Source organism: Mesorhizobium sp. M1143, assembly GCF_040318435.1.
Taxonomy (GTDB): domain Bacteria; phylum Pseudomonadota; class Alphaproteobacteria; order Rhizobiales; family Rhizobiaceae; genus Mesorhizobium.
In genome coordinates this window covers 136,506-159,985 of record NZ_JAMYMJ010000008.1, presented here as the reverse complement: position 1 = coordinate 159,985, position 23,480 = coordinate 136,506, and the positions used below count along the sequence as shown (strand labels likewise).

Sequence of the window (23,480 nt, the reverse complement as noted above, 5' to 3'; positions counted from 1 at the left end):
TCAGGTCAGGAAGGCTCTAACGGCAAAAGGCCATCCCGGGCAATGCCGAATTGCGGATGGCTCCGTCGCAAATCGCCATGCGGCATGCATGGCTCGAGGCATGCTTCACGCCCCGATGGCGACGGGAATGCCGAAACGGTCGGCAAGCGGCGGGTCGGGAAACGGCTTTGCTTCGCCGCCGGCGATGCGCCCGGCAATCAGCATCATCACGGCGGCGTCGAGGAAATCGTCGGCGGCAGCGCCGCGGGGCAGCGGCTGGTCGAGAAAGTCCCTGACATAGCCATGCCGGCACAGCAGTGCCTTACGTTCCTCCATCCCGGCCGGATTGACGGCGCCCTTGATCTTCTTCGGCAGCGTCATCGGTTTTTCGCCGTTCAGCCGGCAGAAGGCGACTTCGGGGTGCGATTCGAAGACGCGGCGGCGCAGTTCGGGACGCGCGATCAGCAACGCGTCGATCTCGCGGATCTTGGCAAAGATGCCGAAGGCCTGGATCGAGACGCCGCGCGGCGGGTCGGAGGTTGCCTTGGCCATTTCGCTGGCGCGGCGATGCGCGTCATACCAGGCCTCGATCGTGGTGAAGTCGCTGGTGTCGGCATAAAGGGCGGCGCGCGAGGGAATAGCAAAGACGCTGGATTGTCGTGCCCCGAGTAGCGGCCGCACCCGCGCTTCCGGCCCGCGGCCGCCTCTCTGCGAAAAATCCGGCAGGCCGATCGGCATGTCGACGGCGATCGTCGCATCGGCGGGCAACGCGTCGAGAAGGGCTGTAAAGCTCGCAAAGACGGAGACCGACGGCGAAACGCCGGGGGCGCGGTAGACTGCGATCCAGCCAGCCTTGCAGCCGTCAACGCCGACAAACACACCATTGCGGGATGTCACGCCCGGCGGTCCCGCCCCGGATGTGTGAGGTGGCGCAACTGCACCATCGCCATCGGATGCGACAGGCTCTGGGCATCGGTTTCCAGCTGCAACTCGTCGCCGCCGCGCTTGGCGGTGCGTGCCAGGATTTCGTAGACGGCCGCCGTGGTCGACTGCAGTGCCTTGATCGGCGGCTGTCCCGACAGGATGCGGGCGAGGTAGACGGCCGCGGTCAGGTCGCCGAGGCCATTCGGCGGCTTGTCGATCAGGCGGTGTTCGGCCAGCAGCGCATGGGTGCCATCAAGCAGCAGATTGCCGGTGCCGCCGGTCATCATCGACTGTGCCGACGTCACCAGCATTGTTGACGGCCCGGCATGGAGGGCGGCGGAGATCACCGATTTCAGATCGGGCAAGGGCGCGCCGGCCATCCACTCCAGCTCATAGCGGTTGGGGGTGGCGATGTCGGCGATCGGCATCAGCCGGTCGCGCATGGCGGCGGCCGTTGGCTCGGGCACGTAGAGCCCGCCGGAATCGCCCATCACCGGGTCGCAGATATAGATCGCGTCCGGCGTCTTCGCCTTGACCGCTGACACCAGCGAGGCGACGGCCTCGGCCTGCGCCGCCTCGCCGAGATAGCCCGACAGCACGGCGCCCACCTCGCTTAGCCAGGGCGCGCGTTCGAGATCGGCCATCAGCGCCTTGAACTGGTCGAGCGGCGGCACGATGCGCGTGGCGCGGCCGTGACCCGGATGCCAGGGCAGGATGACGGTCGGCACCGCCCACACTGGAAAGCCCAGTGTCTCCAGTGCAAACACGGCGGCGCGGTTGCCGACCGAGCCGCGGGCGACATGGCTGGAAATGACGATGACCGCGCGTGGCGCGTCGGCTTTTTCGCTGTTCATGGAAATTCCTAGATCCCACTTTTCAGGATCATGCTCTAGCTGCCCCGGGAGACGTAGTACACGAGCCAGATCAAAAGGCCGAGGGCGACGATGAGCCCAAGTGTGCGGCCGATGCGGGTGCCCCAGACCTCGATCGGATCGGATCGGTCGGCCTCGGCTGCGGTAACATGATCGCGGGCGCCTTTCGCTGCCCGTGACACCAGCGATGCGCCGCCAAGGCCGCCCTCGTTCGCCACGCGCTCAATAATGCGGCGCGATTCGCTGTCATCGTCGCGGCGTTCCGCCATGATCCTGTCCTGTTTGCCGGCAACCATATCGTGTTCGCGCGATCAATCACAGGGCCTCGCCGGCGCATGAATGCGCGCCAGGAATGCGCGCCAGCGGCAGACATTTTCTTGAGCGCGGATTGTGCTAATGCTTCGCATGCAACTTCTGTCGAGGGACCTCACCATGTTTGCCCAGCGCCTTGCCTTCCCTTTCCGCAGTCTGCCGGCCGTGCTGATGATGGCCGTCGTGCTGCCTCTGCTCGCCGGCTGCGGCTTCAATACCATCCCGACGGCGGAGGAGAACGCCAAGGCGGCATGGAGCGAGGTGCTGAACCAGTATCAGCGTCGGTCCGACCTGATTCCCAATTTGGTCGAGACGGTGAAGGGCTATGCTTCGCATGAAAAGGACACGCTCGATGCGGTGGTCGAGGCGCGCGCCAAGGCAACGCAGATCACGGTGACGCCGGAAACGCTGAAGGACCCCGAAGCGCTCAAGAAGTTCCAGGATGCGCAATCAGGGCTGACCAGCGCGCTGTCGCGGCTGATCGCGGTGTCGGAGGCCTATCCCGACCTCAAGGCCAACCAGAATTTCCTGGCGCTGCAGGCGCAACTCGAAGGCACCGAGAACCGCATTGCGGTGGCGCGGCGCGACTACATCCTGGCGGTCAAGGATTACAATCTGACGCTGAGGACCTTTCCGTCGGTGCTATGGGCAACCTTCTGGTTCCGCAGCAACGAGCCCTTCGCCAACTTCACCGTCGAAGAGGACAAGATGCAGCCGCCGAAGGTCGATTTCGGCACGAAGCAGGGCGGGTGATGACGTCTGGGTGAGCTTGGCCTTTGCCAGCCTTGCGTTCCTTCACACCCCCCTCTGTCCTGCCGGACATCTCGCCCTCAAGGGGGGAGATCAGCTGTCTTCTGTCCTTGCGCCAATTATCAGCGTTGCCGGCTGAGCGTCGGCAGCGAGATTGCCAATCTCCCCCCTCGAGGGGGAGATGTCCGGCAGGACAGAGGGGGACGCGAAGGAACGCCAACCTTGGTGTTCTTCTCGCCTTTCTGGCCGTCTTCCTGCCCCTCACCGCCTTCGCCGCCGACCTCCCCGCGCTGACCGGCCGCGTCGTCGACAATGCCGGGATCATCGATGCAGGCACCAAAGCCGCGCTCACCCAGAAACTCGCCGACTTCGAGACCAGAGGCTCCGACCAGATCGTCGTCGCAACCATCCCCAGCCTCGACGGCGAGGAGATTGAGCCTTACGCCAACCGGCTGTTCCGCTTCTGGAAGCTCGGCCAGGCCAAGGAAAACAACGGCGTGCTGCTGCTGGTGGCGCCGAACGACCTCAAGATGCGCATCGAGGTCGGCTATGGGCTGGAAGGCACGCTGACCGATTTGCACACCAAGCTGATCATCGAAAACGACATGGTGCCGGCGTTCCGCGCCGGCGATTTCTCCGGGGGCATTTCCAAGGCCGTCGACGACATGGTGATGGTGCTGGAAGGCAATCCGGAGGAATTGGAGGCGCGCGGCGAGCGCAACCAGAAGCCGCCCATCAATACCGACAATCTGTTCTTCGGCGTCTTCATCAGCATCTGGGCAATCATGTTCTTCGGCAGCATGGCCGCCTCCATCCTGCCGCCGATCTTCGGCCAAAAACTCGGTCCCGGCCGCTATCGCTGGCTCGGCATGACATTCGAGCCGCACAAGCGGTCATCCAGCGGCGGCTGGTCTTCGGGCGGGGGCGGCTGGTCGTCGGGTTCAAGCGGTGGTGGCGGCTTTTCCGGCGGCGGCGGTTCGTCCGGCGGCGGCGGCTCCTCGGGAAGCTGGTGAAGAGATGACCACACGCATCGCCAATCCCTGGCATGGCCGCTTCGCCACGATGACCGGCGCTGCCTTGCTGGTCTTGCTCGTCAGCGTCGCGGCGCTGGCGGCGGAGCTGCCCGCCCTCGCGGGACGCGTGGTAGACAATGCCGACATCATCGATGCCGCGACCGAGGCGGCGCTCACCCAAAGACTGGCCGATTTCGAGACCAAAGGCTCCGACCAGATCGTCGTCGCGACGGTTCCCAGCCTCGACGGCGAGGAGATCGAGCCTTACGCCACCCGGCTGTTCAACGCTTGGAAGCTCGGCCAGAAGGCCAAGAACAATGGCGTGCTTCTGCTGGTGGCCGTGAACGACCGCAAGATGCGCATCGAGGTCGGCTACGGGCTGGAAGCCACGCTCACCAACCAGCACGCCACACGGATCATTGAAGGCATGGTGCCGGCCTTCCGCGCCGGGGATTTCTCCGGCGGTATTTCCAAAGCGGTCGACGACATGATCATGGTGATTGAGGACAGTCATGGTGGTTGAGGGGAGCTGGTGACGGCATGACAGTACGCGTCTTCAATCCGCCAAGACCTGGCCGCGCAGCCGCGACGATCGGCATCGCCCTGTTGACGATGCTCACCATGCTGTTTGTAGCCTTGGCGGCAGACCTGCCGGCACTCACCGGGCGGGTGGTCGACAATGCCGGTATTATCGACGCCGCGACCAAGGCGGCACTGACGCAGAAGCTCGCGGATTTTGAGACCAAAGGCTCCGACCAGATCGTCGTCGCCACCATCCCCAGCCTGGACGGCGAGGAGATCGAACCCTACGCCAACCGGCTGTTCCGCTTTTGGAAACTCGGCCAGGCCGGCGAAAACAACGGCGTGCTTCTGCTGGTGGCCAAGAACGACCACAAGATGCGCATCGAGGTCGGCTACGGGCTGGAAGGCACGCTGACCGATCTGCACACCAAGCTGATCATCGAAAACGACATGGTGCCGGCGTTCCGCGCCGGTGATTTCTCCGGCGGCATTTCCACGGCCGTTGACGACATGGTCATGGTGCTGGAAGGCAATCCGGAAGAGCTGGAGGCGCGCGGCAAGCGCAACCCGGCCGACCACAGCACGCCCGTCGATCCTATAGTCGCGGTCTTCTTGATCCTGTGGGCGGCGATGTTCTTCGGCGGCCTGGCGATGGCCTTCCTGCCGCCGATCTTCGGCACCAAGCTGTCGCCGGGCGTGTATAAATGGCTGGGCATGACCTTTCGCTACGGCCAGGGGCCGAGCGGATCGTCCTCGGGCTCCAGCAGTTGGACAACAAGTTCGTCGTCGGGCAGCGGATGGTCATCGGGAAGTTCGGGCAGCAGCTGGTCTTCGGGCTCAAGCAGCGGCGGCGGGTTTTCTGGCGGCGGCGGTTCGTCCGGCGGTGGCGGGTCTTCAGGGAGCTGGTGAGAGAAGATGGCAACACGACCGATCAGCCCACAGGACCATGAGCGCATCGCCACCGCGATCCGCGCGGCCGAGGCCAAAACCGACGGCGAGATCTACTGCGTCGTTGCGCATGCCAGCGACGGCTATTTCTTTCCCGCCGCCTTCATGGCGACATCAGGCATGCTGATTGCCAGCCTCGCCGCCGCCTATGGGCTGGAAGCCTGGTGGCTGTCGATCCGGCTGCCGCATTTCGTCATTGTCCAACTGCTGGCACTGGCCTCGGTGTTGGTGCTTTTGTGGGCGCTGCCCGGCTTGCGCATCCATCTGGTGCCGCGCCGGCAGCGTTACCAGGCGGCACATGACAATGCGCTCAGGCAGTTCCTCGCCCGCAACGTCCACCGCACCACGGCGCGCACCGGCGTGTTGGTCTTCGTGTCGATCGCCGAGCGTTATGCCGAAGTGGTCGCCGATTCGGGCATCGACAGCAAGGTCGGCCAGCATGTCTGGGACGGCGTGGTGCGCGATCTCCTGCAGCATGCCGGTGACGACCGGCTCGCCGACGGCTTCGTCAAGGCGATCGGGCAGGTCGGCGCGGTGCTGGCCGAGCATTTCCCGGTGACGTCGGGCGACGCCAATGAGCTGGACGATCATCTCGTCGAGATCTGAAGAGCCTGCACGCGCTACCCGGACGGACGCCTGACCGCGCCGGCTGGGCGCGTTTTCCAGGCAGGCTTTGCCCATTGTCAGCAGTGTCGCCATCGGCTGTGAGAAAGCGGTCGGCGGGCTGACCTCGACTCTTGCAAATGGCCGATGCGGGTTTATGGTTAACAAATCATGAATACGCTGAGCATCGACATCAGGAAAGCCGAACCGCGCGACGCCGGCGCCATTGCCGACGTGCACCAGCTGGCCTGGGAGGGCGCCTATTCCGGCATCATCCCGCATCGCTCGCTGACCTCGATGATCAACCGCCGCGGCGCCGACTGGTGGGCCAACGCCATCCGCCGCGCCGCCACCGTTCTGGTGGTCGAGATCGGCGGCACCATCGCCGGCTATGCCACGATCGGCAAGAACCGCGCCCGCGAGCTGAAGCAACAGGGCGAAATCTACGAACTTTACCTGCGTCCGGAATATCAAGGCATCGGGCTCGGCAGCCGGCTGTTCAAGGCGGCGCGGGCGCGGCTTGCCGACCACGGGCTGAAGGGAATGGTGGTGTGGGCGCTGGAAGACAACCAGAACGCACTTTCCTTCTATGCCGGCGCGGGTGGCCGTGACGTCGCCGAAGGCGTCGAGGTTTTCGAGCAGAGGGCGCTCAAGAAGGTCGCCTTCGTCTGGGAATGACCGGCCTCGGTTACAAATCATCATAAACCGTGCGCTTCCGTTAGCGCTTCGCACCAATCGCCGCATTGCACCATGCCGCGCCGCCCGCTATCGATCTTGGACATCGAGAGAGGGATTTAAGCCATGCGAATCGAAGCCATTGCCATCGGAAAGAACCCGCCCGAGGACATCAACGTCATCATCGAGGTGCCGATCGGCGGCGAGCCGATCAAGTACGAGATGGACAAGGAGGCCGGCACGCTGTTCGTCGACCGTTTCCTGCATACGTCGATGCGCTACCCCGGCAATTACGGTTTCGTGCCGCACACGCTGTCGGGCGACGGCGACCCGATCGACGTGCTGGTCTGCAACACGCGCGCGTTGGTGCCGGGCTGCGTCATCAATGTGCGACCGATCGGCGTGCTGGTGATGGAAGACAATGCCGGCCAGGACGAGAAGGTCATTGCCGTGCCGTCGCCGAAGCTGACGCTGCGCTACGAAAACGTCACCGAATACACGCAGCTGCCCGAGATCACCCGCGACCAGGTCCAGCACTTTTTCGAGCACTACAAGGATCTCGAGCCCGGCAAATGGGTCAAGATCGAAGGCTGGCACGATTCCAGATACGCCAAGAAGATGATCGTCGACGCGATCGCACGGGCGAAGGCGGCAAAGTAGCGCCGAGAGAGGCCTGCGTCTCGTTCAAGTAAGCGGCAAACGCCAGCGCGAGGCACCCCCTCTGGCCTGCCGGCCATCTCCCCCTCAAAGGGGGAGACGCAACGGCTTTCGTCAATTTTCAGCGCCGAAAGAAAAAGCACCGCCAGCGAAGCTGCCAATCTCCCCCCTTGAGGGGGAGATGCCCGGCAGGGCAGAGGGGGGGTGCCTTGCACCCGCGTGGCTAGTTATCCACCCGACCAAACGCCGGCACGTTGCCGATGACGGCGTGCTTGTCCCTGCCACAGGCGAAACTCTTCGCCTCGTCCGCCAGCTTGCGCGCCTGGTCGTTGGCCTGCGGGTTGCCGGTGGCCAGCACGAGGCCGATGGTGCAGCCGTCGCGGGCTTCCATCTGGGCGACCTTGGCGACGAGCAGCACTTCGGTCGGCTTGTTCTCGTCCTCGGGATTGCTGATCGAGCGGCGGTGGATGACAGCAAAGGGAACGGCAACGTCGCCCTTGGTCTCGATGCGCCATTCGACCCTGGCGCCGGACGAGTTGAAGCCGGAAAAGCTCTCCCAGACCGAGGTCATCTCGCCGCCGGGCGGAAACCCGTAGAACAGCGATTCACGCGCATCGTCATAGGCGATCAGCACGGGATAGCCGCGATAGCCGGAGCAGGCGAGTTCGGCCCAGTCGCCGTCACCTTCCTCGGCCTGCGCATAGGTGACGCAATCCTTTTGCGAGTCGAGGTCGGTGTAGACGCTGGATATTCCGTCGGCATGGGCGGTTTGGGATAGGGCGGCGAGGGCGAATGGAACAAGCAGCAGGGTTCGCATGCGGACGTCTCCCGTGAAGTTCGCCCCAGCCTATCGCCAAATCTGCGGCCGGCCTAGCGTGCCAATCTCAACGTTGGCGCCACCCACATCGCCCTGCCGGGCAATTCTCCCCCTGAACGGGAGAAAGTGGCCGGCTGCGCCGCTGGCGACAACCTTGCAACGCTGGCAATTGGCGAAATCGTGATGAGAGCGTTCCTCGCCCCATTTCCGGGAAAGGATGCCGGCAGGTGAGGGGCGGCGCCAACGTTAGAAAATGCTATTTCTTCAAGCTCGCTTCGATCAGCAGGTCGGCGTTGTGGGCCACCGATTGCGCCGGGCCGCCGAGGCCGAAGAGCTGGCCGCTGATATAGGCGCCTTCGATCAACAGCAGCAGGCCGTCGCCGAGCGTGTCAGGGTCTTTAGCGCCCATCGCTGCGGCCATCGCGCGCAGGCGGTGGCGCAACTCCTGCTTGTTGGCCTCGCTGACGACGCGCGCCGGATGGCCATGTTCGGGATATTCCACCGCCGCGTTGGTCATGCCGCAGCCGCGATAGTCCGGCCTTTGCGTGCGCTTGCCGACGCGAGTCAGGAAAGCCCTGAGCTGTGCCCGCGGGTCGCCGGGATGGGCAGCCACGGCTTCGTCGAAACGCTCCCAGTACTCACGGTCATATTGCCTGAGATAGGAAGCGGCAAGCTCGTCCTTGGAGGGAAAGCTGCGGTAGAGGCTGGGCTTGGTGACGCCGGCGCGCTTGACGATCTCGTCGACGCCGATCGCCCGGATGCCGCGGCGGTAGAACAGGTCGTACGCCACGTCGAGGATTTTCTTGGCAGCCTTGGGCGGTGCGGCTGCATGACCGTCTTTGATGGTCAGTTCAATATTTTTGTCCGTTGGCATGGTATGACTCGATTGACGTGTTACCGATCGGTACGTATACATGTCCTCACCCTGCAACGTACCGGTCAGTAACATGATAGCTCAATCCCGTCCCTTTGGCCAGCGCTACGCTTTCGTCGTGGTTGGCGTCATCTTCCTCTGCTTGTTGATCGCGGCCGGGCTTCGTTCCGCACCCTCGGTGATGATGCTGCCGTTGGATAAAAGCTTCGGCTGGGGGCGCGATACGGTTTCGATTGCCGCCGCGATCGGCATCTTCCTTTACGGCCTGACCGGGCCGTTTGCCGCCGCATTGATGGAGCGTATCGGCTTGCGCCGCACGCTGCTTGCCTCGCTTGTGATCATGTCGGGCTCGACCGCGCTCAGCCTGCTGATGACCGAGCCATGGCATCTGTTCCTCACCTGGGGCGTGTTTTCAGGTATCGGCTCCGGCGCGGTCGCCACCGTGCTCGGCGCCACCATCGTCAACCGCTGGTTCAAGACCAATCGCGGCTTGGTGATGGGGCTGATGTCGGCCTCCAGCGCCACCGGCCTCTTGGTGTTCCTGCCGCTGCTGGCATCGCTCGCCCAGTCGGGCGGCTGGCAGCCCGTCGCTACCGCCGTCTCGATCGCCACTGCCTGTCTTCTGCCGCTGGTCTGGCTGTTGGTTCCGGAGCGTCCCGCTTCGATCGGCATGGTGCGCTATGGCGCCGGGGCGGATGACGTGCCGCCGGTGTCGCCGGCATCGCAAGGCAATTTCCTGGCGCATACGCTCAACACGCTGCGCCGCGCTGCCGGCACCCGCGTCTTCTGGTATCTGTTCGCCACGTTCTTCATCTGCGGTTTCACCACCAACGGGCTGGTCGGCACGCATCTGATCTCCTTCTGCGGCGACATGGGCATCCCCGAGGTGCAGGCCGCGGGCCTGTTGTCGCTGATGGGCATTTTCGACCTGATCGGCACGACTTTGTCGGGTTGGCTCACCGACCGTTTCGACCCGCGCAAGCTGCTCGGCGTCTACTACGGCATTCGCGGCCTGGCGCTGATCTATCTGCCCTATTCCGGCTTCTCGGCGACCAGCCTGATCATCTTCGCCGTGCTCTACGGTCTGGACTGGATCGCCACCGTGCCGCCGACGCTCAGGCTCGCCAACGAGGCCTTCGGCGACCGCAGCGGCCCGATCGTGTTCGGCTGGATCGTCGCCGGCCACCAGGTGGGGGCCGCCACCGCCGCTGCCTTCGGCGGCACCATGCGCGAATTGCAGGGCAATTACGAACTGGCCTTCCTGATCGCCGGCTTGACGGCGATCGTGGCTGCGTGTCTGTCGCTGCTGATCAATACGAGCAGGCCGGCTTTCGATCCGGAGCCGCAAGCGGCGTAAGGCGCGGTACTAATCTCCCCCCTCAGGGGGGAGATGGCCGCGAAGCGGCCAGAGGGGGTCCGTGCGACCGGACTCAGCCTCTTGCGCATAGGAGGTCGGCGCTCCAAGCGAGGCGACCCCCTTCTGTCGCCTTCGGCGACATCTCCCCCCTCAAGGGCGGAGATCACCTGTCGATTGTTATCAAAGTTTCATCTTCCCGAGATGTGGCTGAAACATTGAAGCTGGAGCTTGCTGGCACCGTTCGAAGCCATCAGGAGACAGCCATGAACAAGATCTCGTTGACCCGCCGCGCTTTCGTCACCTCTGCCAGCGCCGCCGGTCTGCTCGGCGCATCGGGGCTCGCTTTGCCCTATTATTCGCGCGCCAGCCAGCGCCCGGCCTTCACCCATGGCGTCCAGTCCGGCGATGTCGATGCCTCGAGCGGCATGGTGTGGACGCGCACCGACCGGCCTTCGCGCGTCATGTTCGAAGTGTCGTCGACGGAAAACTTCGCCAATGCGACGCGGCTGGCGCCGCTCGATACCTCGCCGGCCAGCGACTTCACGGTCAAGCGCCTGCTCACCGACCTCGCCTCCGACCAGGATATCTTCTACCGGATGACTGCCGCCGACCTGTCGGATATCAACGCCGTTTCCGAACCGATCGTCGGCCGTTTCCGCACAGCACCCGCCTCGAAGCGCGACATAAAATTCGCCTGGTCGGGCGACACGGCCGGCCAGGGCTGGGGAATCGATGAGACCGGCATGAAAACCTACGCCACCATCGCCAGGCACACGCCGGATTTCTTCCTGCATTCCGGCGACACCATCTATGCCGATGGCGCCATGAAGGACGAGGTAGACCTGCCTGGCGGCGGCAAGTGGAAAAACGTCGTCCTGATCGACGGCAAGCGCAAGGTGGCCGAGACGCTGGATGAGTACCGCGACCAGTGGAAATACAACATGATGGACAAAAACGTTCTGGCCTTGAGCGCCATCTGCCCGACCTTCTACCAGTGGGACGATCACGAGGTGCTGAACAACTGGTCGGATTCGAAGAATCTCGGCGCCGACAGCCGCTACACCGAAAAATCCGTCCATGTGCTCGCGGCGCGTGCGGCGCGCGCCTTCCATGAGATGACGACGATCCGCTACGAGCCGTCCGAGCCCGGCCGCGTCTACCGCAAGATCGCGCATGGGCCGCTGCTCGACGTGTTCTTCCTCGACATGCGCTCCTATCGCGGCCCGAACGGCCCCGACATGCAGGAGGACATGACGCCGCAGTCACGCATGCTGGGCGAACAGCAGACGAAATGGCTGAAGCGCGAGCTGACGAATTCCAGGGCGACCTGGAAGATCATTGCCGCCGACATGCCGCTCGGCCTCGTCGTCTGGGACGACGGCGCCAAGAAGGTCGGCGCGGAAGCCATCAGCAATGGCGACAATGGCCTGCCCAAAGGCCGCGAGCTCGAGATCGCCGACCTGTTGCGCTACATCAAGACTGCCGGCATCACCAACACGGTCTGGTTGACCGCCGATGTCCACTACACGGCGGCGCACTATTACAACCCCGACAAGGCGCGGTTCCAGGATTTCAATCCTTTCTGGGAATTCGTCTCGGGCCCGATCCACGCCGGTACCTTCGGTCCCAATGATTTCGACATGACCTTCGGCCCGGAGCTGAAATTCATCAAGGCGCCGACCACCGAACAGGGCCAGAACCTGCCACCCTCGGCCGGCCTGCAGTTCTTTGGCCTGGTGGACATTTCAGGGGCGACAGAGCAGCTGACCGTGCGGCTGATGGATCGCGACGACATCGAGCTTTACAAGGTGACGCTCGATCCGGTGCGGTCGGCGTAAGCCTTTGGGTCGGTGCGAAGGATCGCTATGCCTGGAATGGGCAACTGTCAGTCCGGGTAGCAAACCGTCGGAATCTTCGGCCACACCGCGCTGTCGCAGCCTGCAACCTGCTGCCTCTGCTTGAAAGAGGCGCTGACCGGGCCGGTGACCACGGGGTCGACGCCATCAGGGGCGTCGGCAAACATCTGCTCGGCCGTCCGGTCGGACGACGAAGCCGGATTGGCTTCCTTCACCGTGGCGGCCGATTGAGCGGCATTGGCCGCCAGCACGGCAGCGAATGCGACCGAAGCGATGAGGGGCCAAAATCGGTTGAGTTTGTCGGTCATGAATTTCGAACTACCCGGGCCCAGAAAGGTTCCCGCCTTGGTTAACAAAACCATCTCACACCGAGATGCTTAAGATTTGATGAGTATTTGGTGGTGCGCCTCCTCTTTCGCAATTGCGAAAAACCCTGTATGAGCCGCGCAACCGAAAGAGGCGGCGCCTTTTGGCCTGCTGCCTGCAACGCTCCCGAGACCACAAAATGAAAATTCGTAATATCGCGATCATCGCGCACGTCGACCATGGAAAAACCACCCTCGTCGACCAATTGCTGCGGCAATCCGGTTCCTTCCGCGACAATCAGCGCGTCGCCGAGCGCGCCATGGATTCCAACGACCTCGAAAAGGAACGCGGCATCACCATCCTGGCCAAGGCGACCTCGGTCGACTGGAAGGACACCCGCATTAACATCGTCGACACACCCGGCCACGCCGATTTCGGCGGTGAGGTCGAGCGCATCCTGTCGATGGTGGATTCGGCGATCGTGCTGGTCGACGCCGCCGAAGGCCCCATGCCGCAGACCAAGTTCGTCGTCGGCAAGGCGCTCAAGGTCGGCCTGAAGCCGATCGTCGTCATCAACAAGATCGACCGTCCGGACGCCCGCCACGTCGAGGTGGTCAACGAGGTGTTCGACCTGTTTGCAGCGCTTGACGCGACCGACGAGCAGCTCGACTTCCCGATCCTCTACGGTTCTGGCCGCGATGGCTGGGTCTCGGAAAATCCGGAAGGCCCGAAGGACCAGGGCCTGGCGCCGCTGTTCGACCTCGTCATCAAGCATGTGCCGGAGCCGACCGTTCATCCCGGCCCGTTCCGCATGATCGGCACCATCCTGGAAGCCAATCCATTCCTCGGCCGCATCATTACCGGCCGCATCGAGAGCGGCACGCTGAAGTCCAACCAGGCGGTCAAGGTGCTCCACCATGACGGCACCCAGATCGAAACCGGGCGCATCTCCAAGATCCTCGCGTTCCGTGGCCTCGAGCGCCAACCGATCGAAGAGGCGCAGGCGGGTGACATCGTCGCCATTGCCGGCCTGTCCAAAGGCACCGTCGCCGACACGTTCTGCGACCTGGCGGTGACCGAGGCGTTGCATGCGCAACCGATCGATCCGCCGACCGTGACCATGTCTTTCCTGGTCAACGATTCGCCGCTCGCCGGCACTGAAGGCGACAAGGTGACCAGCCGCGTCATCCGCGACCGCCTGCTGCGCGAAGCCGAAGGCAATGTCGCGCTCAAGATCGAGGAATCGCCTGACAAGGATTCGTTTTTCGTTTCCGGCCGTGGCGAATTGCAGCTGGCCGTGCTGATCGAGACGATGCGCCGCGAAGGCTTTGAAATCGCCGTGTCGCGTCCGCGCGTCGTCATGCAGAAGGGCGAAAATGGCGAATTGCTGGAGCCGGTCGAGGAAGTCGTCATCGACGTCGACGAGGAGCACGCCGGCATCGTCGTGCAGAAGATGTCGGAGCGCAAGGCCGAGATGGTCGAGCTGCGGCCTTCGGGCGGCAACCGTCAGCGCATCGTCTTCCACGCGCCGACGCGCGGACTGATCGGCTACCAGTCGGAACTGTTGACCGACACGCGCGGCACCGCCGTGATGAACCGGCTGTTCCACGCCTACCAGCCCTACAAGGGCGAACTGCCGGGCCGCACCAACGGCGTGCTGATCTCCAACGAACAGGGCGAGGCAGTGGCCTATGCCATGTGGAACCTCGAAGACCGCGGCCCGATGGTCATCGACCCGGGCGTCAAGGTCTATCAGGGCATGATCATCGGCATCCATAGCCGTGACAACGACCTCGAAGTGAACGTGCTGAAGGGCAAGAAGCTGACCAACATCCGCGCCGCCGGCAAGGACGAGGCGGTGAAGCTGACGCCGCCGATCCGCATGACGCTGGAGCGCGCGCTGGCCTGGATCCAGGACGACGAGCTGGTCGAGGTGACGCCGAAGACCATCCGCCTGCGCAAGCTCTATCTCGACCCGAACGAGCGCAAGCGCTTCGAGAAGTCGGCCAAGGTTGTGGGCGCGGCGTAATCGTCTGATTGTCTAAATTCGAGAGGGGCGAAGCACCGGTGCTTCGCCCCTCTTGTCATTCACCCACGGCAGCCGAAATGATGGCTTCACGATCCGGCTCGTCGGCCAGGTCAATGCGAATCGCCGTGCCGTCGCGGGCTGGCTTGCGCAAAGCTCTGGCGCCTTCGGGAACAACAACCAGCAATCGTTTCTCCTCCAGCGCCTGAAGCCTTGATCGGGAGATGCCGAGTTCGCCGGCGAGCAGACGGTTGAGCCGCAGCGATGTCGGCATTTCCAGCCCAAGCCTGATTTCAAGCGCGGCTGCGGGTCGGCCTTCGCCGCCGAGCCGGTGTTTGTGAACGGCGACATCGGGAAACTCCTCGACGCGGCCGACCCGGTTTCGCAAAGCCACGACATCGAAGGCATGGCGGCGGGCGAGGGCCGGATCGTTGCTTTCGAGCGCTGCCAGCAGCGCGGGTTCGATGTCGCGGCGGTTGCAGCGTTCGAAAATGCCGAAATTCCACGAATTGTCGCAGTCGATGCAGCGATAGATCAGCCAGACATCAATGCGTTTGCCATTGGCGTTGACGCGGAATTTGTCGCTGCAGCGATAGGCTTTCACGGCGCCGCAGCGGTTGCAGTGGATCAGGGGTCGAGGTGCGATTTCGGGCGCGATTGCCCAGCGGATAGCGAGATGTTGGGACAAGCCGGAAGACCTTCCAGTGTGGAAGTTCTTCAGGTCGGCAATGGCGAGATGCCCATGCGGGCACGGCGTGGCGAGAGCTAGCTATGTCGGAAATCAGCTGTCACGGGCGGCAAAGCGCGCGACAACGGTTCAGCAGTGCCAAACCGGTCTCGAACCGCCGCCTGAGGAACACGTGAAATGGAGCAGGCACCGCTTAATGCGGCGCCCTGCCAAGTGTGATCAGGGAGTTGGCGAGACCGGCGGTTACTGAGGCAAAATGAAGCTCGAAATGAATGTCGGGACGGTTCTTCTAGCGGCAAGATGCCGAGCGGGCAAGGTTCATAGGGTGTCTCGCCCTGCTCAGGCGAAGGCGATCTGTACCTTCATCGATTTGTTGCGGTCGCCGGCGATCTCGAAAGCCGCAACCGCCTCGTCCATCGGATAGATGCCGGTCAGCAGCGGCTTGACGTCGACGCGACGGTTGTTGATCAGATCGACGGCCAGCGCGAACTCGTCGTGGAAACGGAAGGAGCCGCGCATTTCGATCTCCTTGGCGACGATGAGATTCTGAGGCAGCGACATGTCGCCGCCTAGGCCGAGCTGCACGAGCACCCCGCGCGGCTTCAGCACATCGAGCCCGGCTCGCACCGCGCGCTCATTGCCGGAGCATTCGAACATGACGTTGAAACTGCCCTTCTCGACATTGTAGCCAGCGAGCTTGTCGGCATCTGTGGCGACATTGATGGTGCGGTCGGCGCCGATCTCGTTGGCCTTGGCCAGAACCGCGTCCATGACATCGGTGACGACGATCTCGCGCGCGCCGTGGACGCGCGCGGCCAGGATGCACAGCGCGCCGATCGGCCCGCTGCCGGTGACCAGAACCCGCTTGCCGAGCAGCGAACCGGCGCGGTTCACGGCATGCAGCGTTACCGCGAACGGCTCGGCAAAGGCGGCTTCGTTGATGGAGACATGGTCGGCGATTTTGTGGCACTGCCAGGCCTCCGCGACGAGGCGCTGGCGGAAGGCGCCCTGTATATGCGGCATCGGCATGGCGCTGCCGTAGAAGCGCATGTTGAGGCACTGGTTCTGCATGCCCTGCAGGCAATAGCGGCAGGCATTGCAGGGCCGGCTGGGCGAAATCGCAACGCGGTCGCCGACGGCAAGGCTGGAAACGCCGGCGCCAAGTGCCTTCACCGTGCCAGCGACCTCATGTCCGAGGATCATCGGCTCGCGCAGGCGCACCACGCCGAAGCCGCCATAATTGTAGTAGTGCAGGTCCGAGCCGCAGATGCCGCCGGCCTCGACCGATATTTCGACCTGTCCGGCGCCAGGCGCGCCCGAATCGGTCTCTTCGATGCGCAGGTCTTTTGCGGCGTGGATGACGATTGATTTCACGGCCGCGATCCTTTCTCAAACCGCTGGCACGGGCAAGTCCGATCTCCGAAATGTGTCGCGTTCGTTGGCCCTCAGGCAGAGGGTGCCAAATTGACGCCGATCGGATATTCTTCGCCATCCAACGCTCGAAGGCTCCGTCATGCACCTCACCTCGCTCCTGATCTTCGCCGCCGCCTTGTTCGTCGCTGCCGGTTCGCCCGGCCCGTCGATCGCCGCACTTGTTGCCCGCGTCATCTCGAAAGGCTTTCGCGACGTGTTCCCTTTCCTGCTCGCCATGTGGATCGGCGAGGCCATCTGGCTGTCGCTGGCGGTGTTCGGGCTGGCGGTCGTGGCGCAGACCTTCCATTTAGCCTTCGTCGTCGTGAAATGGATCGGCGTCGCTTACCTCGCCTACCTCGCCTTCAAGATGTGGACCGCACCTGTCGACGCAAAAGAAGGCGAGATGCCGCGCGAGGATTCGGCGACAAAGCTGTTCTTTGCCGGCATGGCGGTGACGCTCGGCAATCCCAAGATCATGATGTTCTATCTGGCGCTGCTGCCGACGATCATCGACCTCGCTTCGGTGAGTGTCATCGGCTGGGTCGAACTGACGGCGACGATGGCGGTGGTTCTGATCGCCATCGATCTCGCCTGGGTCGTCGCGGCCTCACAGGCGCGCAAACTGTTGAAGAGCAAGCGTGCGATGAAGATCGCCAACCGCATCAGCGCCACGACGATGGCCGGCGCCGCCGCGGCCATCGCGGCGCGATCCTGACCGCCTTTCTATGGGAACCTCAAAGCTAGACTTTGTCCAATAGACCCATGCTATCAGACGTGCCAACTTTCCAGCCGGCGAAGCATCCCAAAACGCCACAGGCCGCGCATCGTACGCCAACATAAAGCCAGCGAACGCCGTCACGTTCCGGGTAGATGGAAAACCCGACGCCGATGTTTGCAGCTTCGGAGCCGCACTCGGTGCACGCCCATCGTTCCGGCTGGGCTTCGTCCCAAAATTCCGCACTGTCGCAGATAAGATGCTCGGATCCGCAGACCGTGCACGTTCGTCGCGCCACACCCTCGTCATCGTCGGCATCGAGGAGAAACGAGATGGAACCGCACTTGCAGCGGGCGAGCCTGAAGTCATGAACCTCGGCGTTGTCGGCGCCATAGGCTTCCAAGTATTCTCCGATGTCAGTGGGCTCGCTGCCAACCCACCACTTGCCTGACGTATCTATCGTCATTGGTCACCTCGCCATTGAGTGGTATTCGTCGTTCGGGCGCATGTCGATGGCCGCCGCCACGCGGTTCGACATGTTGAAGAAGGCGGCGGTCGAGGCGATGTCCCAGATGTCTCGGTTGGTGAAGCCGGCGTTGCGCAGTGCTTCCCTGTCCGCCTCGACGATCTTTGCCGGCTCTTCCGTCAGCTTGACGGCGAATTCGAGCATCGCCGTCTGTTTCGGTGAAAGATTGGCAGCGCGGAAGTTCATCACCATCATCTCGCCGAGAGCCGGATCGCCGGAGAGCTGGCGCACCGCCGCGCCATGCGCGGTCAGGCAATAATAGCAGTGATTGATCGAGGAAACGACGACCGCGATCATCTCCCGTTCCAGCTTCGACAGGCCGGATTCACCCAGCATCAGATCATTGTAGGTGTCGGTAAAGGCGCGCAGCTTCTTCTCGTCGAAGGCATAGGCAAGAAGCACGTTGGGAACCAGGCCGAGCTTTTCCTCGCATTTGGCGAAATAGGCTTTTGTCGCCTCGCTCAGTTCCGCGATACCGAGGTCAAGTGCGCTGATTTTGCCGGACATGGGGTCTCCCTCTTCGTTCACCGCCGCCTGACCGTCGAATTCCTGTAATTCTTATCGAGCCGTCAAACCTTTGTCGCCAAACAGCGGTCATCTGCTACCATAGTCGTAAAAGCATGTGACGGGAGGACAACATGGCGAGCGTGAAATCCGCAGCTAAGCCGAAGAAAACAGCCAATGCCGGGGTGAAACCCGACGGGAAGCCGGCCAGGCTCGCCGACTATCTGCTGGCCCGCGCGCCGGCCGAAGACATTGCCGCCTATGACGCCGCCGACCTGGAGCGCGCCGCCGACCTGGCAGGACGTGCGGTCGCCGCCCACAAGAAGGGCCAAAGTGTCGTCGCCGTCGATGCCGGGTCGGGCGTCTCCCGCGAGGGCCGCCCGATGACGATCATCACCGTCGTCAACGACAACATGCCGTTCCTGTTCGATTCGATCCTCGGCGAGATCACAGAAACTGCCGGCGAACCGACTTTGGTCACCCATCCGGTCATCGTCGTGCGTCACGGCAAGGCCGGCGTCGACGAGATCCTCGGCGACGGCAGCGCCCTCAAGGACGATGGCAATCACGACCGCCTGAGCGTCGTCCATGTCCATATTCCGCGCCTGACGGCGGAGCAGGCCGACGCGCTGGCCGACCGCCTGCGCAAGATGCTCAACCAGGTGCGCGCCGCCGTCAGCGACTGGAAGCCGATGCTCGCCCGTCTCGACCAGGCGATTTCCGAATTCCGCTATTCCGCCGTGCCGCTCGACAAGAAGAGCGTTGCCGAGGCCATCGCCTTCCTTGAATGGCTGCGCGACGACAATTTCACTTTCCTTGGCATGCGCGAGTTCAAATATTCCGGCGGCGCGGAGAGCGGCAATCTGGAGCGCGCCGACAAACCCGGTCTCGGCATCCTCGCCGACCCGGATGTGCTGGTGCTCCGGCGCGGCACCGAGGCGGTGACGACGACGCCCGAAATCCGCGCCTTCCTGCATGGGCCGGAGCCGCTGATCGTCACCAAGGCCAACGCCAAGTCGCTGGTGCACCGCCGCATTTATCTCGATTATATCGGCGTCAAAACCTACACCGCCAAGGGCACGCTTGCCGGCGAGTTGCGCATGGTCGGCCTGTTCACCTCGACTGCCTACACGCGCTCGGTGATGAAAATCCCGTATCTGAGGTCAAAGGCCGAGACCATCATCGCCAAGTCCGGCTTTGACCGGCACGACCATTCCGGCAAGGCACTGATCAACGTTCTGGAGAGCTATCCGCGCGACGAACTGTTCCAGGTGCCGGTGCCGATCCTGAAGAAGCACGCCGCGGCCATTCTCGGCCTGGTCGAGCGGCCGCGGGTGCGGGCGCTGGTGCGCGCCGACCAGTTCGACCGCTTCGTCTCGATCCTCGTCTTCGTGCCGCGCGACCGCTATGACAGCGTCGTGCGCGAGAAGATCGGCACCTATCTCAAGACCGTCTTCGAAGGCCGTTTGTCGGCTTACTATCCGGCTTTCCCCGAGGGCGGGCTGGCGCGTGTGCATTTCATCATCGGCCGCTCCGGCGGCAAGACGCCGAAGGTCGAGCAGGCGGTGATCGAAGCGGCGATCCGCGACATCGTGCGAACCTGGGACGACGCGCTGGCCGAAGCTGCGGAAGCCGTCGGCGGCGATCCATCGCTGAAGGCGATCGCCGCGCGTCTGCCTGAGAGCTATCGCGATTCCTTCAGCGCGGCCGTCGCGCTGAAGGATGCGGGGCGCATCGCCGGCATCAGCACCGCCAACCCGATCGCCATCGACTATTACCGCCATGCCGAGCAGAAACCGCATCAGGCAGCGCTGAAGATCTACCACCACGGCAGCCCGGTAGCGCTGTCGCGTCGCGTGCCGGTGCTGGAAAACATCGGCTTCCGCGTCATCAGCGAGCGCACCTTCGAGGTTGGCGAGGACGGCGGCGACACCGTCTTCGTCCACGACATGGAGCTGGAGAACAGCTACGGCAAGCCGATCGACCTCAGCGATGGCGGCGCGCTGTTCGAGGACGCGTTCCTGTCGGTCTGGCGCGGCGACATCGACAACGACAGCTATAACGGGCTTGCCCAGACCGCCGGCCTGTGGTCGGGCGAAGTCAGCATTCTGCGCGCCTATGGCCGCTACCTGCAGCAAGCCGGTATCCCGCAGAGCCAGGATTTCATCGCGGCCGCGCTCAACCGCTATCCCGACATTGCGCGCGGCCTGCATGCACTGTTCGTCGCTCGTCTCGGCCCGACCGCCGAGACGGAAGGCGTCATCGCCGCCAAGCACCTCAAGGCCAAGATCAAGGACGCGCTGGAGGAAGTCCCTAACATTGATGACGACACCATCATCCGCCGCTATCTCAACCTGATCGAAGCCTCGTTGCGCACCAACCATTTCGTTGCGGGAACGAAGGAGCGGGGCCAGTCACTGGCGATCAAGCTCGATTCGCAGGCGGTCGAAGGATTGCCGGCGCCGCGGCCGTGGCGCGAGATCTTCGTCTACGGTTCCGAGGTCGAAGGCGTGCATCTGCGCTTCGGCCCGGTTGCGCGCGGCGGCCTGCGCTGGTCGGACCGCGCCCAGGATTACCGCACCGAGGTGCTCGGCCTGGTGAAGGCGCAACAGGTCAAGAACGCCGTCATCGTGCCGGTCGGCGCCAAGGGCGGCTTCTATCCGAAGAAGCTGCCGATGAGCGCCGGCCGCGACGCCATCTTCGAGGCCGGCACCTCGGCCTACAAGAATTTCGTTTCCAGCCTGCTGTCGATCACCGACAACATCGGCCTCGATGGCGTCATACCCCCAGCCGGTGTCGTCAGGCGCGATCCTGACGACCCCTACTTTGTCGTCGCCGCCGACAAGGGCACGGCAACCTTCTCCGACACCGCCAATGCCATTTCGGAGAAACACGGTTTCTGGCTCGACGATGCCTTCGCCAGCGGCGGCTCGGCCGGCTACGACCACAAGAAGATGGGCATCACCGCCAAGGGTGCCTGGGAAGCGGTCAAGCGGCATTTCCGCGAGATCAACCGCGACATCCAGACCACCCCCTTCACCGTCGTCGGCGTCGGCGACATGTCGGGCGACGTGTTCGGCAACGGCATGCTCTTGTCGCCGCAGACCAGGCTGATCGCCGCCTTCGACCATCGCGACATCTTCATCGATCCCGATCCAGACAGGGTGGCGTCGATGGCGGAGCGCGAGCGCATGTTCGCGCTGCCGCGTTCGTCCTGGCAGGACTATGACAAGACCAAGCTGTCGGAAGGCGGCGTCATCGTCTCGCGCAGCCAGAAGTCGATCACGCTGCCTGCGGCAGCGGCGGCGGCGATTGGCCTCGCCAAGACCACCGCGACACCGGCCGAGATCATGACCGCCATCCTCAAGGCGAACGTCGACCTTCTGTGGTTCGGCGGCATCGGCACGTATTTACGGGCCTCGGGCGAAACCAATGCCGAAGTCGGCGACCGCGCCAATGACGCCATCCGCATCACCGCGCTCGATGTGCGGGCCAAAGTGATCGGTGAGGGCGCCAATCTCGGCGTCACGCAGCGTGCCCGCATCGAATTCGGCATGAATGGCGGTCGCTGCAACTCCGATGCCATCGACAATTCCGGCGGCGTCAACTGCTCCGACGTCGAGGTCAACATCAAGATCGCGCTGGCGTCCGCCATGCGCAAGGGATCGCTGACCCGGCCGGCGCGCAACAAGCTGCTGGCCGAGATGACCGACGAGGTCGCCGGCCTCGTGCTGTCCAACAATTACGAACAGACGCTGGCGCTTTCCATCGCCCGCAAGCGCGGCCTTGCCGACATCGCGCACCAGAGCCGGTTCATGGCGGCGCTGGAGGCTCGGGGCCTGCTCGACCGCGCTGTCGAGACGCTGCCGTCGCCGGCCGCCCTTGCCGAGCGCGAGGCGCGTGGCGAGCCGCTGACCCGGGCGGAGCTTGGCGTGCTGCTCGCCTATGCCAAGATCGTGCTGTTTTCCGACATCGTCGCCAGCGACGTGCCTGACGACGCGCATTTCGACCGCGATCTGATGGGCTATTTCCCTGACCGGATGGTGAAGAAATATGCGGCCGAGATCCATGGCCACCGGCTGCGCCGCGAAATCATCGCCCGCGTCATCGCCAACGATCTCGTCAATCGCGGCGGACCGTCATTCGTCAACCGGCTGCAGGAAGCCACGGGGCGCAGCGCGGCCGACGTGGTGCGCACCTTCGCCGTGGTGCGCGACGGCTTCGCGTTGCCGGCGCTCTATCGGGAGATCGATGCGCTGGACAGCCACATCGACGGCCAGGCGCAGCTCGATCTCTACCAGTCCGTCAGCCGGCTTATCTTCGTGACCAGCGGCTGGTACCTGAAGAACGATGCCGGCACCGCAGCGCTCGGCCAGCGCATTGCCGAACTGCAAGAGGCGCGCATGGCGCTGGAGCCGAAGCTGCTCTCGCTGCTACCGGCCTTCTCGCGCGAGCGGGTCGAAGAGCGGCGGCACGGCCTCTTCAAGGCCGGCGCCCCGGAAAAGCTCGCCGGGCAGCTGGCAATGGCCGATGTGGCGGGACTGATCCCCGACATCGCACTGACGGCGCGCACGGCCAATGCCGACGTCGTCGCCTCGGCCAAGGCGTTCTTCGCCGTCAGCGATGCCTTCCGCATTCCGCGCGTCGAAGAGGCGGCGCGTTCTATCACGCCGTCGGACTATTACGACCAGCTGGCGCTGTCGCGCGCCACCGACACGATCGGCGCGGCGCGGCGCGGCATCGCGGTGGCGGCTCTCGCCGGCCATGCCGGGACGGCGGATCCTGTGGCGGCCTGGCTGGAAGCCGGCGGCGAGCGCGTGGCGCGCATTCGCGAGCGGCTGCAGGCGCTGACCGAAGGCGGGGATATCACCGTGTCCAGGCTGTCGGTGGCTTCGGGGTTGATGAGCGATCTGACGGGGATGTGAGGCTCGGGACTTTACCCTCCCCCTTGTGGGGAGGGTCGCTGCGAAGCAGCGGGGTGGGGGTGCGGCACCGACCCCACCCGGACCTTCGGTCCGACGTCCCCACAAGGGGGAGGTAGAGGCGCGGCGCCTTTCTTCGCGTCTCTATGCAGGTAGACAGCGGCGACATCCAGGTGAGGGGCAGCGCGAATCTTTGGCGGTTTGCATGAGCATTCGAAACA

At 63.9% G+C, this 23,480-nt stretch carries 21 protein-coding genes and 1 pseudogene; 12 read left to right on the top strand and 10 right to left on the bottom strand.

Annotated features, from left to right (window positions below; genetic code table 11):
* Nucleotides 1-105: 105 nt before the first annotated feature.
* The 3 genes from NKH35_RS09480 to NKH35_RS09470 are packed head-to-tail and all read right to left on the bottom strand — an operon-like array spanning nt 106 to nt 2,044.
* Nucleotides 106-876 carry a DUF429 domain-containing protein gene (locus NKH35_RS09480; RefSeq protein ID WP_023732939.1) on the bottom strand — a complete coding sequence of 257 codons (771 nt, stop codon included), beginning with the start codon at nt 874-876 and terminating at the stop codon, nt 106-108.
* Nucleotides 873-1,757, bottom strand: a complete 885-nt coding sequence (pdxY, locus tag NKH35_RS09475) for a pyridoxal kinase PdxY (RefSeq protein WP_023732940.1) — start codon at nt 1,755-1,757, stop codon at nt 873-875. Before pdxY ends, NKH35_RS09480 begins: the two co-directional genes overlap by 4 nt.
* A 35-nt stretch (nt 1,758-1,792) precedes the next feature.
* Nucleotides 1,793-2,044, bottom strand: a complete 252-nt coding sequence (locus NKH35_RS09470) for a hypothetical protein (protein WP_023732941.1) — start codon at nt 2,042-2,044, stop codon at nt 1,793-1,795.
* 163 nt (nt 2,045-2,207) lie between these two features.
* Between NKH35_RS09470 and NKH35_RS09465 the strand changes: the two genes are divergently transcribed.
* From NKH35_RS09465 to ppa, 7 genes and pseudogenes are all read left to right on the top strand, one after another.
* The gene (locus NKH35_RS09465) at nt 2,208-2,840 is read left to right on the top strand and encodes a LemA family protein (protein WP_023681434.1); all 633 of its coding nucleotides are present in this window, start codon (nt 2,208-2,210) and stop codon (nt 2,838-2,840) included.
* Nucleotides 2,841-3,079: 239 nt separating this feature from the next.
* Complete coding sequence (locus NKH35_RS09460; protein ID WP_198029684.1) at nt 3,080-3,850, top strand: TPM domain-containing protein; 771 nt, start codon at nt 3,080-3,082, stop codon at nt 3,848-3,850.
* Between the two features lie 49 nt (nt 3,851-3,899).
* Nucleotides 3,900-4,355: pseudogene (locus NKH35_RS09455) on the top strand (TPM domain-containing protein); the annotation flags it as partial.
* Nucleotides 4,356-4,390: 35 nt separating this feature from the next.
* A complete protein-coding gene (locus tag NKH35_RS09450) occupies nt 4,391-5,281 on the top strand; it encodes a TPM domain-containing protein (protein ID WP_023732943.1) in 891 nt (296 codons plus the stop codon).
* 6 nt (nt 5,282-5,287) lie between these two features.
* The gene (locus NKH35_RS09445) at nt 5,288-5,926 is read left to right on the top strand and encodes a TPM domain-containing protein (protein ID WP_023732944.1); all 639 of its coding nucleotides are present in this window, start codon (nt 5,288-5,290) and stop codon (nt 5,924-5,926) included.
* A gap of 168 nt (nt 5,927-6,094) precedes the next feature.
* Nucleotides 6,095-6,601 (top strand): GNAT family N-acetyltransferase, encoded by a 507-nt coding sequence (locus NKH35_RS09440; protein ID WP_023732945.1) that lies wholly within the window; start codon nt 6,095-6,097, stop codon nt 6,599-6,601.
* Nucleotides 6,602-6,724: 123 nt separating this feature from the next.
* Nucleotides 6,725-7,258 (top strand): inorganic diphosphatase, encoded by a 534-nt coding sequence (gene ppa / locus NKH35_RS09435; protein WP_023732946.1) that lies wholly within the window; start codon nt 6,725-6,727, stop codon nt 7,256-7,258.
* Between the two features lie 220 nt (nt 7,259-7,478).
* Here ppa and NKH35_RS09430 read toward each other — a convergent pair whose 3' ends face one another.
* The gene (locus tag NKH35_RS09430) at nt 7,479-8,072 is read right to left on the bottom strand and encodes a hypothetical protein (protein WP_023732947.1); all 594 of its coding nucleotides are present in this window, start codon (nt 8,070-8,072) and stop codon (nt 7,479-7,481) included.
* A 256-nt stretch (nt 8,073-8,328) separates the two neighbouring features.
* The gene (locus NKH35_RS09425; RefSeq protein ID WP_023732948.1) at nt 8,329-8,946 is read right to left on the bottom strand and encodes a TetR/AcrR family transcriptional regulator; all 618 of its coding nucleotides are present in this window, start codon (nt 8,944-8,946) and stop codon (nt 8,329-8,331) included.
* Between the two features lie 73 nt (nt 8,947-9,019).
* Between NKH35_RS09425 and NKH35_RS09420 the strand changes: the two genes are divergently transcribed.
* Both NKH35_RS09420 and NKH35_RS09415 read left to right on the top strand, forming a co-directional pair.
* The gene (locus tag NKH35_RS09420; protein ID WP_031199478.1) at nt 9,020-10,303 is read left to right on the top strand and encodes an MFS transporter; all 1,284 of its coding nucleotides are present in this window, start codon (nt 9,020-9,022) and stop codon (nt 10,301-10,303) included.
* 263 nt (nt 10,304-10,566) lie between these two features.
* Nucleotides 10,567-12,141, top strand: coding sequence for an alkaline phosphatase D family protein (locus tag NKH35_RS09415; protein WP_023830139.1), 1,575 nt, complete (start codon nt 10,567-10,569; stop codon nt 12,139-12,141).
* A gap of 47 nt (nt 12,142-12,188) precedes the next feature.
* Here NKH35_RS09415 and NKH35_RS09410 read toward each other — a convergent pair whose 3' ends face one another.
* Nucleotides 12,189-12,467 carry a hypothetical protein gene (locus tag NKH35_RS09410; protein ID WP_023753187.1) on the bottom strand — a complete coding sequence of 93 codons (279 nt, stop codon included), beginning with the start codon at nt 12,465-12,467 and terminating at the stop codon, nt 12,189-12,191.
* A gap of 197 nt (nt 12,468-12,664) precedes the next feature.
* On the opposite strand from NKH35_RS09410, the gene typA reads away from it, so the two are divergent.
* A complete protein-coding gene (gene typA / locus NKH35_RS09405) occupies nt 12,665-14,494 on the top strand; it encodes a translational GTPase TypA (protein WP_023681424.1) in 1,830 nt (609 codons plus the stop codon).
* A gap of 55 nt (nt 14,495-14,549) precedes the next feature.
* Here typA and NKH35_RS09400 read toward each other — a convergent pair whose 3' ends face one another.
* Nucleotides 14,550-15,179, bottom strand: a complete 630-nt coding sequence (locus tag NKH35_RS09400) for a DUF1062 domain-containing protein (RefSeq protein WP_023700190.1) — start codon at nt 15,177-15,179, stop codon at nt 14,550-14,552.
* Between the two features lie 339 nt (nt 15,180-15,518).
* On the bottom strand, nt 15,519-16,553 hold the full coding sequence (locus NKH35_RS09395; protein ID WP_352914254.1) for an L-idonate 5-dehydrogenase: 1,035 nt from the start codon (nt 16,551-16,553) through the stop codon (nt 15,519-15,521).
* 139 nt (nt 16,554-16,692) lie between these two features.
* Between NKH35_RS09395 and NKH35_RS09390 the strand changes: the two genes are divergently transcribed.
* Nucleotides 16,693-17,307, top strand: coding sequence for a LysE family translocator (locus NKH35_RS09390; RefSeq protein ID WP_023668632.1), 615 nt, complete (start codon nt 16,693-16,695; stop codon nt 17,305-17,307).
* A 25-nt stretch (nt 17,308-17,332) separates the two neighbouring features.
* On the opposite strand, the gene NKH35_RS09385 is transcribed toward NKH35_RS09390, so the two are convergent.
* On the bottom strand, nt 17,333-17,710 hold the full coding sequence (locus NKH35_RS09385; protein ID WP_198029284.1) for a hypothetical protein: 378 nt from the start codon (nt 17,708-17,710) through the stop codon (nt 17,333-17,335).
* Between the two features lie 66 nt (nt 17,711-17,776).
* Nucleotides 17,777-18,340 carry a peroxidase-related enzyme gene (locus NKH35_RS09380; RefSeq protein ID WP_023668634.1) on the bottom strand — a complete coding sequence of 188 codons (564 nt, stop codon included), beginning with the start codon at nt 18,338-18,340 and terminating at the stop codon, nt 17,777-17,779.
* 131 nt (nt 18,341-18,471) lie between these two features.
* Between NKH35_RS09380 and NKH35_RS09375 the strand changes: the two genes are divergently transcribed.
* A complete protein-coding gene (locus tag NKH35_RS09375; RefSeq protein ID WP_352914251.1) occupies nt 18,472-23,262 on the top strand; it encodes an NAD-glutamate dehydrogenase in 4,791 nt (1,596 codons plus the stop codon).
* Nucleotides 23,263-23,480: the final 218 nt, after the last annotated feature.

Bases quoted from the DNA above. Each gene is read 5' to 3' on its own strand.
- pdxY (WP_023732940.1), bottom strand. From the start codon at position 1,757: ATGAACAGCGAAAAAGCCGACGCGCCACGCGCGGTCATCGTCATTTCC.
- NKH35_RS09470 (WP_023732941.1), bottom strand. From the start codon at position 2,044: ATGGCGGAACGCCGCGACGATGACAGCGAATCGCGCCGCATTATTGAG.
- NKH35_RS09465 (WP_023681434.1), top strand. From the start codon at position 2,208: ATGTTTGCCCAGCGCCTTGCCTTCCCTTTCCGCAGTCTGCCGGCCGTG.
- NKH35_RS09450 (WP_023732943.1), top strand. From the start codon at position 4,391: ATGACAGTACGCGTCTTCAATCCGCCAAGACCTGGCCGCGCAGCCGCG.
- NKH35_RS09445 (WP_023732944.1), top strand. From the start codon at position 5,288: ATGGCAACACGACCGATCAGCCCACAGGACCATGAGCGCATCGCCACC.
- NKH35_RS09440 (WP_023732945.1), top strand. From the start codon at position 6,095: ATGAATACGCTGAGCATCGACATCAGGAAAGCCGAACCGCGCGACGCC.
- ppa (WP_023732946.1), top strand. From the start codon at position 6,725: ATGCGAATCGAAGCCATTGCCATCGGAAAGAACCCGCCCGAGGACATC.
- NKH35_RS09430 (WP_023732947.1), bottom strand. From the start codon at position 8,072: ATGCGAACCCTGCTGCTTGTTCCATTCGCCCTCGCCGCCCTATCCCAA.
- NKH35_RS09425 (WP_023732948.1), bottom strand. From the start codon at position 8,946: ATGCCAACGGACAAAAATATTGAACTGACCATCAAAGACGGTCATGCA.
- NKH35_RS09420 (WP_031199478.1), top strand. From the start codon at position 9,020: ATGATAGCTCAATCCCGTCCCTTTGGCCAGCGCTACGCTTTCGTCGTG.
- NKH35_RS09415 (WP_023830139.1), top strand. From the start codon at position 10,567: ATGAACAAGATCTCGTTGACCCGCCGCGCTTTCGTCACCTCTGCCAGC.
- NKH35_RS09410 (WP_023753187.1), bottom strand. From the start codon at position 12,467: ATGACCGACAAACTCAACCGATTTTGGCCCCTCATCGCTTCGGTCGCA.
- typA (WP_023681424.1), top strand. From the start codon at position 12,665: ATGAAAATTCGTAATATCGCGATCATCGCGCACGTCGACCATGGAAAA.
- NKH35_RS09390 (WP_023668632.1), top strand. From the start codon at position 16,693: ATGCACCTCACCTCGCTCCTGATCTTCGCCGCCGCCTTGTTCGTCGCT.
- NKH35_RS09380 (WP_023668634.1), bottom strand. From the start codon at position 18,340: ATGTCCGGCAAAATCAGCGCACTTGACCTCGGTATCGCGGAACTGAGC.
- NKH35_RS09375 (WP_352914251.1), top strand. From the start codon at position 18,472: ATGGCGAGCGTGAAATCCGCAGCTAAGCCGAAGAAAACAGCCAATGCC.